The 9426-nt window shown below is 73.6% G+C and carries 9 protein-coding genes, 1 pseudogene and 1 riboswitch; of the genes and pseudogenes, 6 read left to right on the forward strand and 4 right to left on the reverse strand.

Features of this window, described 5'->3' with window-relative positions:
- Positions 1-1191, reverse strand: coding sequence for a cytochrome P450 (locus tag MOV08_RS36010; RefSeq protein WP_275310401.1), 1191 nt, complete (start codon positions 1189-1191; stop codon positions 1-3).
- 141 nt (positions 1192-1332) lie between these two features.
- Here MOV08_RS36010 and MOV08_RS36015 point away from each other — a divergent pair, with 141 nt between their 5' ends.
- Both MOV08_RS36015 and MOV08_RS36020 read left to right on the forward strand, forming a co-directional pair.
- A complete protein-coding gene (locus tag MOV08_RS36015; RefSeq protein ID WP_275310402.1) occupies positions 1333-1965 on the forward strand; it encodes a TetR/AcrR family transcriptional regulator in 633 nt (210 codons plus the stop codon).
- A 153-nt stretch (positions 1966-2118) separates the two neighbouring features.
- Positions 2119-2592: a hypothetical protein gene (locus MOV08_RS36020; protein WP_159030933.1), complete on the forward strand. Its 474-nt coding sequence runs from the start codon at positions 2119-2121 to the stop codon at positions 2590-2592.
- A 94-nt stretch (positions 2593-2686) separates the two neighbouring features.
- Here MOV08_RS36020 and MOV08_RS36025 read toward each other — a convergent pair whose 3' ends face one another.
- Complete coding sequence (locus tag MOV08_RS36025) at positions 2687-3019, reverse strand: hypothetical protein (protein WP_039638484.1); 333 nt, start codon at positions 3017-3019, stop codon at positions 2687-2689.
- Positions 3020-3260: 241 nt separating this feature from the next.
- On the opposite strand from MOV08_RS36025, the gene MOV08_RS36030 reads away from it, so the two are divergent.
- Both MOV08_RS36030 and MOV08_RS36035 read left to right on the forward strand, forming a co-directional pair.
- Positions 3261-4325 carry a hypothetical protein gene (locus MOV08_RS36030; RefSeq protein ID WP_203232620.1) on the forward strand — a complete coding sequence of 355 codons (1065 nt, stop codon included), beginning with the start codon at positions 3261-3263 and terminating at the stop codon, positions 4323-4325.
- A gap of 69 nt (positions 4326-4394) precedes the next feature.
- Positions 4395-4482: riboswitch (ZMP/ZTP riboswitch) on the forward strand.
- Positions 4483-4509: 27 nt separating this feature from the next.
- Complete coding sequence (locus tag MOV08_RS36035) at positions 4510-5379, forward strand: bifunctional 5,10-methylenetetrahydrofolate dehydrogenase/5,10-methenyltetrahydrofolate cyclohydrolase (protein WP_275310403.1); 870 nt, start codon at positions 4510-4512, stop codon at positions 5377-5379.
- A 7-nt stretch (positions 5380-5386) separates the two neighbouring features.
- Here MOV08_RS36035 and MOV08_RS36040 read toward each other — a convergent pair whose 3' ends face one another.
- Positions 5387-5830, reverse strand: coding sequence for a hypothetical protein (locus MOV08_RS36040; protein ID WP_275310404.1), 444 nt, complete (start codon positions 5828-5830; stop codon positions 5387-5389).
- Between the two features lie 330 nt (positions 5831-6160).
- Here MOV08_RS36040 and MOV08_RS36045 point away from each other — a divergent pair, with 330 nt between their 5' ends.
- Entirely contained in the window at positions 6161-7558 is a 1398-nt protein-coding gene (locus tag MOV08_RS36045; protein ID WP_275310405.1) for a DUF5685 family protein, read from the forward strand.
- A pseudogene (locus MOV08_RS36050) lies at positions 7533-8035 on the forward strand (GNAT family N-acetyltransferase). The gene MOV08_RS36045 and the pseudogene MOV08_RS36050 overlap by 26 nt, the downstream one beginning before the upstream one ends.
- Positions 8036-8139: 104 nt before the next feature.
- Here MOV08_RS36050 and MOV08_RS36055 read toward each other — a convergent pair.
- Positions 8140-9381 carry a cytochrome P450 gene (locus MOV08_RS36055; RefSeq protein WP_275310406.1) on the reverse strand — a complete coding sequence of 414 codons (1242 nt, stop codon included), beginning with the start codon at positions 9379-9381 and terminating at the stop codon, positions 8140-8142.
- Positions 9382-9426 lie beyond the last annotated feature (45 nt).

Raw genomic sequence — 9426 nt, forward strand, 5'->3', positions numbered from 1 at the left:
TCACCACCCCACCGGCAGGACCCGCGGACCGCGTACCAGCATCTGGGTCTTCCACTCGATGTCCCCGGCCACGTGCAGCCCGGGGAACCGGGTGATCAGCGCGGAGAGCGCCTCCTGGAGCTCCAGCCGGGCCAGCGGCGCACCCAGGCAGTGGTGGACGCCGTGCCCGAAGCCGAGGTGCTGGGTGCCGGTCCGCTGGATGTTCAGCTTCCCCGGGGCGTCGAACCGCAGTGCGTCGCGGTTGGCCGCGCCCATCGCGACCAGCACGGGCTCGCCGGCCCGCACCAGCGTGCCCCCGACCTCGATGTCCTCCGTGGCGTACCGCGCCTGACCCGCACCGCTCCCCAGGGGGACGAACCGCAGTAACTCCTCCACGGCGCCCCCGATCAGCTCGGGCCGCTCCCGCAGCAGGGCCAGCTGCTCCGGGTGGTCCAGCAGCGCCAGTACGAAGTTGGGGATCTGGGTGGCGGTGGTCTCGTGCCCGGCGACCAGGATGCCGACGCACAGATCGACCAGTTCGAGCTCCGACAGCCGGTCGTCGACATCCCGCGCGTCGATCAGCGCGGTCATCAGGTCGTCCTGCGGATGCTTCCGGTGCTGCGCGATCAACTTCCCCATGTACGCCCGGAGTTCCTCGCGATTGGCGTCGAACTCCTCGGCCGTCAGGGAACTCGTCGACAGGGCGGCGTCGCTCCAGGCCCGGAACTGCGGCCGGTCCTCGGTCGGCACCCCCAGTAGCCGGCAGATGACCGCCACCGGGATGGGCAGGGCGTAACGGTCGACCAGGTCGGCCGGCGGCCCGGCCGCCTCCAGCTCGTCGAGCAGCTCCCGGGTCAGCTCCCTGACCTGTGGCCGAAGTCTTTCGACCTGACGGACCGTGAACGCCTTGGCGACCAGGGTGCGCAGTCGGGTGTGATCGGGTGGATCCATGCTCAGGATGCCGCTGTCACGGCTTCCCTCGGACTGTCGGGGCTCATCGTGCTTGATGCCCTCGGCCCGGCTGAAGCGCTGGTCGCCCAGGACGAACCGGGCCTCGGCGTACCGCGTCACGAGCCAGGCCGGCTCGCCGTATGCCAACTTGACCCTGAGAAGACCGGGGCGAGCGCGCACCCGCTCGTACTCCGCCGAAAGATCGAGGCTCTCAGCAATATTGAAGGGGTAGGAGACCGGTGCTGTGCCGGCTGTGGTCACGGTGACCTCCCTTGTGTAAGCACCTGCTTACAACGGTAGGACGTGCGCTCGGGGCGGTCAACGATGGATTGTGGCCGTCGTCATGGCCGGCACGGCGGGCCACGGTGGTCATCTGACGGACCGACGGAAAGGGGAGTGGCGATGCGGGAGGCAATGCAGGAGGTCGCGGCGCGGCCGGCGGGGGAGGCCCGGCGGGGCGGCGCCGCCGGCGAACACCGCCGGGACGCACAGGGCACCCGGCGGCTGTTGCTCGACGCCGCCTCGGAACTCTTCGCCGAACGCGGCTACGAGCGCGCCACGGTCCGCGACATCGCGGCCCGGGCCGGTGTCAACCAGGCCCTGCTGTTCCGCTACTTCGGATCGAAGAAGGCGCTGTTCGGCGAGGTGATGGCGCGCGGCGGTCACGAGCAGCTGCGCAGCACCCCCGCCGAGCGGCTCTTCGACGTCGCGCTGCGCGGCATGCTCGCCGAGGGTCGCGGCCCCGGCGCCGACCGGTCGCTGGAGGTCTGCCTGCGCTCCATCGGCGGCAGCGACGAAATCGCCGAGGCGCTGCGGGGACTTGGCGACGAGTACGCCGAGGCGCTGGCCACCCTCTCGCGGGCCGAGGACGGCGCGTTGCGCGGCGATCTGGCGCTGTCCTGGCTGCTGGGCATCGGCCTGATGCGCGTGGTGGTCGGCAAGGAGCCACTGGCCAGCGCCGATCCGAACACCGTCTCCCGCCTGGTCGGGGAGGCCCTGGGCTCCCTGCTGGAAGGGCTGCCGAAGACGGAGTGACACCGTGCGGCAGGGGGTGTGCTCGGGGTGGCGCGGCCGGTGCTGCGTTCCGGTGACCCTCCGGCGGGTCTCCGCACAGGGCTGGATGGCCGACCTATTGTCGCGATTGCAGCAGAATGTTCCTTTTCTGCCCAGCCGAGTAAAGGTGGAAGAATGCTTCGTTCGATTCCTCGCGGGCTCGCGGTGGCCGGCCTCGCCGCGGCCACCCTGGTGGTCCCGGCGGCGGGCGCCGCCACCGCGACGACCCCCAGCAGCGCGCACACCACGCTGTGCCCCGCCCACAGCCGGTGCCACGCCAAGCCCGCCCGCCACCACGGCAAGGGCGGCAGCCACGAAGGCCGGCACGGGCACGCCCGTTACGACGACGGTTACGGGCGCAGCAGCGAGCACCGTCGCTACGACGACGACTACGGCCGCCGGGACGACGACTACGGCCGCCGCGACGATGACGACTACGGTCGCCGTGACGACGACCACGGTCGCGACAAGGGCAAGGGCAAGAGCAAGGGCGACAGCCGTGACGACTCGGGTCGGCGCGACGATGACAGTCGCGAGGAGTCGGCACGCCTCGCCGACGGCCTGGGCCGGCACGGCCTCCTCGGCCTCGACTTCCTCGGGCTGCTCTAGTCGTCGAGTTTCACCGCGTCGCCACCCCAGTGGGCCCGGGTCCGACACCCGGGCCCACGGGCATGCGGAGGCGCCGCCCTCCCCGGCCGGGCCGTCACGGGTGTGCGAGCGGCCGCAATCCGCCGTGCACCGGTGTCAGTTCGGTCGCGTACCGGGCCGGCGGCACCGGAAGGGTGCGGCGCGGCGGCAGTACGTCCGGCGCCCGGTGCGGCCGCAGCGCGGTCAGCGCCATCTCGGTCTCCTCCATCAGCGCCCGGTAGGACACCAGTCGTTGCCATTCGGGATCGGCGACCCCGGGCACCGTCGCGCACCGCTCCGTCCAGATCTTCACCAGCCCCGCGTACACGGGGGTCTGCCGGACGACCTCGGCGTTGATCCGCGGCGGCGCGGGTGCGACCTCCGGGCCGGGCGGCAGGGACGGGTCCATCGGAGGGCGGGGAACGAAGGCGGTTCGGCCATGGCCGGCAACGGTGACGGATGAGGGAACACTCATGGCCCTTGAAACGATGCGTCCCGACGATCGGTCACTGCGGATACGCCCGGTCGGCCCCGTATGCCCCGTCTCATAACATCCCAAAGCACTGCGCGCGATGCAGGGAATATCACCTCTTACAGTGATCTCTCATTGAGAACCGGACCAACACCGGCCAAAAGACGTTGACGCTGACATGGAACCGAGGGAGTTGTGGGAGCGCCACGCGGTACTCGCACAGGCGTTTTGCATCAGCGATGACGAGGTCCGCCGGACGCAAGGACTCCTCGACGAGGCCGAGGCCCGCCGCTCGCGGACCCTGGCCGCCTTCGCGGTGACCGTGGGCAGCGACGAGGTGGTCGCCGATCTGCTCGGCCTCGACGCCCGCGAGGTGCGCCTAGCCCGCCGTACCGTCGGCAAGGACGACGCCCGTGCGGTGGCCAAGAGCCTGCTCGACGAGTCCGCCAGGGAGCGCCGCGCCGCCCGCCGGGCCGACACCTCGGAGCGGCCGGAGCGGCCGGAGTCGCACCGGCCCATCTCGCCGGCCGCCGCGGCCGCCGCGGCGGCGGCCGCCGCAGCCGCGATCGGCAACGGCTGGCCCCGGGCCACCACCGCCGGCAGCGCGACCTCCATCCCCGTCGCCCCGGCCGCCCCGCCGGACGCCACCCGCATCCCCCCGCGCCCGGCCGCGCCCGCGCCCGCCCCCATGCCGCCGCCCGCCCCCACGCCCCCACCCGTCACCGAACCGGCCTGGTCACCGGCGTTGGACGCGGTCCTGGTGCACAGTCACCACACCGGCGCCGACCTCTCCGCGCTCGCCGCCGAACTGGGCCTGGATGTGACGATCCTGGCCGCCCGCGCCCACCAGCTCGCCGCCGAGTCCCACACCGCCCGTCCCGCGGCCCCGGACCGGATCGGCCGCCATCGACGGATGGCCGACGTCCAACCCACCGCCCCGGCCGACGCCGGCCACCTGCCCCGCACCGAGGCCCCACCGCCCCAGCCCCCGTACGAGCCGCACGCCACCTGGGCGTCGTCCGGCCACCCCGCCGCATGGGCGGCGCCACAGGATCCCTATGCCTCCTGGACGCCACAGGAGTCCCATGCCGCCTGGTCGCCCCCACCGCCACCGGTGGCCCCGGCGCCCACCTGGGATCCCAGTGCCGTCACCGTCGCCCAGCACGACTGGGACGGCATCCTCAGCCAATGGGAGGCCGCCAGTGCGCCGTACACCTCCAGTCCGGGGCAACAGTTCCCCTGACCCCGGGCGGCCCGCGCCGCCGCCCGCGAACGCCCGTTCCCACCGTCTCCCGGCCATCGCCTAAAGTGGTGCGCGAGCCGTGACTGGCGCTTGGGTGGAGTACCACCGGGAAGCGGCTCGGCCACTTCGGCCAATGCCGTGCGCCTGGGCGATCCCGTACGACGTACGACGCTCAGGAGGCGCCATGTCGCAGACCACGTCCCCCACCGCCCGCCTGATGGACGGCAGCGCGCTCGCCCGCCAGATGGTCGAGGAGGCCGCCGAGCGCGCCGCGGCACTCGCCGCGCGCACCGGCCGGGCGCCGTGCCTGGCCACCGTCCTCGTGGGCGACGACCCGGCCTCGATCACCTACGTCCGGATGAAGCGCAACCGCTGCGCCAAGGCCGGCGTCCGGTCGCGGCACATCGCGCTGCCCGCCGACACCACCACCGCCCAACTGGTCGACACCATCGGCGAGTTGTCGGACGACTCCGGCGTGCACGGCATCCTGCTCCAGCACCCGGTCGGTCCGCACATCGACGAGCGCGCCGCCTTCGAGGCCATCGCCCCCGAGAAGGACGTCGACGGGGTCACCGCGCACTCCTTCGCCGCGATGAGCCTCGGCATGGACGGCTTCGCGTCCTGCACCCCCGGCGGCATCGTGCGCCTCCTGGACCACTACGACGTCGATCTGACCGGCAGGCACGCGGTGGTCGTCGGGCGCAGCGCGATCCTGGGCAAGCCCGTGGGGATGCTGCTGCTTGGCCGCAACGCCACCGTCACCTACTGCCACTCCCGCACCACCGACCTCGCCGCCCACACCAGGGAGGCCGATGTGCTGATCGCCGCGGTCGGCCGTCCCCGCTTCCTCCACGGCGACCAGCTCAAGCCCGGAGCCGTCGTCATCGACGCCGGCTACAACCCCGGGAACGTCGGCGACGTCGATTTCCCGTCCGCGGCGGCGGTCGCGAGCCTGATCACCCCCGTGCCCGGCGGTGTCGGCCCGATGACCATCGCCACCCTGCTCACCCAGACCGTCGACGCCGCCACCCGGCAGCTGGGGGCGGCGGGCTGAGGCCCGATCAGGCCACCGTGACCGTGGCCTTCCAGAGCAGGACCAGGTGCGCGCAGAGCGAGCCGGGCGAGGCGTGACAGGTCCGCTGCGCGGTGAGCGTGGCGGTGCCCCGCCCGGCCGCGACGAAGCGTCCGGTGGCGCCCCCGGCCGGTGTCACGCCGGCCGTCGTGCGCCGGAGCACCGCGGTGCCGCCGGCGGCCGGGGCGCTCCAGGTGTAGGTCGTGCCGCCGGTGCGCTCACCGGTGAGCCGGACCTCGATCACGTCCCCGGTGCGCACGGTCAGCGTCCGGCCGTTGTCCGCCTCGGTGAGCAGGACGCCGTGGGCCGCGGTGGCCCGGACCGCACGGGGGAGGGCCGGGCCCGGCGCGGCCGGCGCCGTGGCGGAGGCCGTTCCCATGCCCAGTGCCGCACTCGCGGCACACGCCGCGGCCAGATACCTCGTCGCCTTCATGGGACTCCAAATGCCGGAAGAGGACCGTCGGTCGAGTGCCGGGCGCGGGCGCGGCCCGGTCGTCCGCGCGGTGGCGCCGTCATGCTCCCAGGCGGGGCGGCCCGGTGGTATCAGCAGAAAGGGTGAATGGCGGCGGGGGTGGGCGGGGTGATCCGGTCAGGGTGCGGCCCGGTGCGGGGCTCGGCGTAATGCCGGTTCGATGCCGGTTCGGTGCCTGGGGTGTTGCCCCGCGCGCGGGGTGTGCGCGCAGGTCACGGGCCCGGTCGGTAGCATGCGCTGCCGCCGCAGCTGCCGGCTCATGCTCATGTCACACGGGGGGTTTGCTCTTACATGTTCGGAATCGTCAGGCCCTGTACCCATCGGCTGACCCAAGGGCTCAAGACCGAGTGGATGGCCCACCTGTGCGGCCTGTGCCTGGCGCTGCGCGCCGACCACGGCCAGTTCGCACGGATCGTCACCAACTACGACGGGCTGATCGTCTCGGTGCTGACCGACGCCCAGTCCGGCCGGGCCGAACTCCGACGCCGCACCGCCGGCCCCTGCCCCCTGCGCGGGATGCGCACCGCCTCGGTCGCCCAGGGGGAGGGCGCGCGCCTCGCGGCGTCGGTGTCCCTCGTCCTCGCCTCGGCGAAGATCCGTGACCACGTCGCCGACGGGAACGGGGTGCTGCGCCGCCGTCCGATGGCCGCCGCGGCGCGCCGGGTCGCCGCGGGCTGGGACCGGGCCGGGGCCCGCACCGGCGCCGCGCTCGGCTTCGACACCGCCGTCCTCGTCGACGCGGTGGACCGGCAGTTGGGCATCGAGGAACTGGCCCGCCCCGGGACGCTGCTGACGGTGATCACCGAGCCGACCGAGACGGCCACCGCCGCGGCCTTCGCACACACCGCGGTGCTGGCGGGCCGGCCCGGCAACGCCGCGCCGCTGGCCGAGGCCGGCCGGCTCTTCGGCCGGCTGGCCCACCTCCTCGACGCCGTGGAGGACCGTACGGCGGACGCCGCCGAGGGCGCCTGGAACCCGATCACCGCCACCGGCGCCGGCCTGGCCGAGGCCCGCCGGCTGTGCGACGACGCACTGCACGGCATCCGACTGGCGCTGCGCGACGTGGAGTTCACCGACTCCGCCCTGGTCCATGTGCTGCTGGTGCACGAACTGCGGCGCTCGGTGGACCGCGCCTTCGGGACGTCCTCCTGCTCCCACCAGGGCCACGGCGCGACGCCCGGTCCCTACGACCCGCAGGGCGGGAACCCGTACGCCGACAATCCCCACGGGAACAACCCCTACGGGAACCCGTACGGGAACGGGGGCGTGCCCAACGGGGGTTCCCCGTACGGGCAGCCGCCGGTCGGCGGTCCGTACGCCGGTGGTCAGCAGCACCTGAACATCCCGCAGGCCCCGGCCGGCGGCGGGCCGGTTCCGCCCGGCGGTTCGGGCGGTGGCTACGGCGGCGGGTACGGCGGCTCGGGCGGCGGCGACGGTCGGTCGCCGCACTTCCCGCAGCCGCCGAAGCAGCCGCGCGGCTTCTGGGCGGGCTGCGCGGTGGCCATCGGGCTGTGCTGCACCTGCAAGGTCTGCTGCGCGTCGGAGTTCGAGGGGCCGTGGTCGCGCAAGACGCGCGAGGGCTGCTGCCACAGCTGCGACTGTTGCGACTGCTGCAACAGCGGTGACGGCTGCGTCTGCTGCTGCGAAGGCTGTGACTGTTGCGATGGTTGTGGCTGCTGCGACTGCTGAGCGGTGTGGCGCACAGAAAAAGCGAGGGTGGGGTCCGCGGCGCGAGTGTGAGCGTCGGGTCCCTGTCACCGCGTCCCGGACCTCGGCGCCGGATCGCGCCGGTCGTCGGCTCTCCCTGGTGTCCCGGGCACCGGACGGCACCCCCGCCGGGCACGCCCTGCTCACCCGCTGCCACATCGACGGCCGGCCCGCGCTGGCGCTGGCTCCGTGCGCCGTGCTGCCGACTCACCAGCGCCAGGGCGCCGGGACGGCCGCCGTCCGCGCCGCACTCGACGCCGCCCGGGCGGAGGGCGAGGGCCTGGTGGTGGTCCTCGGCCCCCCGTCTAATACCCGCGGTTCGGCTTCGTCCCGGCGTCCCGCTTCGGCATCCTGGCCCCGTTCGACGTGCCCGACGAGGCGCTGATGGCGCTCGTGCCGGACGCGTCCCACGCCGTGCCGAGCGGAGTGATCCGGTACGCGGCGGCGTTCGGGGTCTGACGGTCTCGGGGCCTGACGATCCGTCAGCCGCCGGTGTGCCGACGGGGTGTGCCCGGCCGCCGGCCGCGGACGGGCACACCCCGGACACCGGGCGGCGCCGGGCCCTACGCGGCGTCCCAGGTGACGGGGAGGCGCTGCACCCCGTGCATGGACAGGTCGTTGCGCAGCGGCACCTCGTGCGGCGGTACGGCCAGCCGCAGCGTCGGGAAGCGGGTGAGCAGCGCGGGGAAGGCCACCCGCATCTCGACGCGGGCCAACTGCTGGCCCAGGCACTGGTGGATGCCGTGGCCGAAGGCGAGATGGCCGGTGGCCTTGCGCCGCAGGTCCAGGCGGTCCGGGTCGGGGAAGCGCTCCGGGTCGCGGTTGGCGGCCTGGAGGGAGACGGTGACCGACTCCCCGGCCCTGATCGACTGCCCGTCCAGCTCGATGTCCTCCAGCGCCGCCCGGACCCCGGTGTGGGCGATGGTGAGGTAGCGCATCAGCTCCTCCACCGCCTGCTCGGCGAGGCCGGGATCGGCGCGCAGGGCGTCGGCCTGGTCCGGATGGGTCAGCAGGGCGAAGGTGCCGAGCGAGAGCATGTTCGAGGTGGTGTCCAGCCCCGCGCCCAGGAGGAAGCTCCCGAGGCCGGCCAGCTCCTCGTCGGTGAGGTCGGTGCCGGTCAGATCGCTGAGCAGATCGTCGGTGGGCCGGGCGCGCTTGGCGAGTACCAGCTCCCCGACGAACTCCTGGAGCGCGGCCATGGCGGCGTACTGGTCCTCCACCGACCCCTCCGTGCTGGACGCCGTCATGGCGTGCTGCTGGAAGCGCGCACGGTCGGTGTAGGGCACCCCGAGCAGTTCACAGATCATCAGCGCCGGAACGGGGTGCGCGAACGCCTTCACCAGGTCGACCTGCGGGCCCTGCCGCTCCATGGCGTCCAGGTGCTCGGCGGTGATCTGCTCGACGCGTGAGGTCAGCTCGCGCATCCGGCGGACCGTGAACTTGCCCATGAGCAGCCGCCGGTAGCGGGTGTGGTGCGGCGGGTCGATGCCGGTCAGGTCGCCGACGGTGGCCGGCGGGAGCTCCGCGGCCGCCATGCCCGGGAACGGCATGTGCATCAGCTCGTAGCGCGAACTGAAGCGGCGGTCGGCGGCCACCGCACGGGCCACGGAGTACCCGGTGGCCAGCCAGCCGAGGTGTCCGTCGGGGTACCGCATCCGGCGCAGCGGCGCTTCCTCGCGCAGTTCCGCCAGTTCGGCGGGCGGGGCGAAGGGGCATCCCTCGGGGCGGGTGATCGGCAGCTCGGTGAGCGGCTCGCGCGCCGGCGGCGCCGAGGGCGTCGTAGGGGTCGCGGGTTCGTGTGACATGGTCAAGTCCTCCCGTGTGCAACGCAGTTGGGTGATCGCGTGGAG

Source organism: Streptomyces yunnanensis, from assembly GCF_029011865.1.
GTDB classification, from domain to species: domain Bacteria; phylum Actinomycetota; class Actinomycetes; order Streptomycetales; family Streptomycetaceae; genus Streptomyces; species Streptomyces yunnanensis.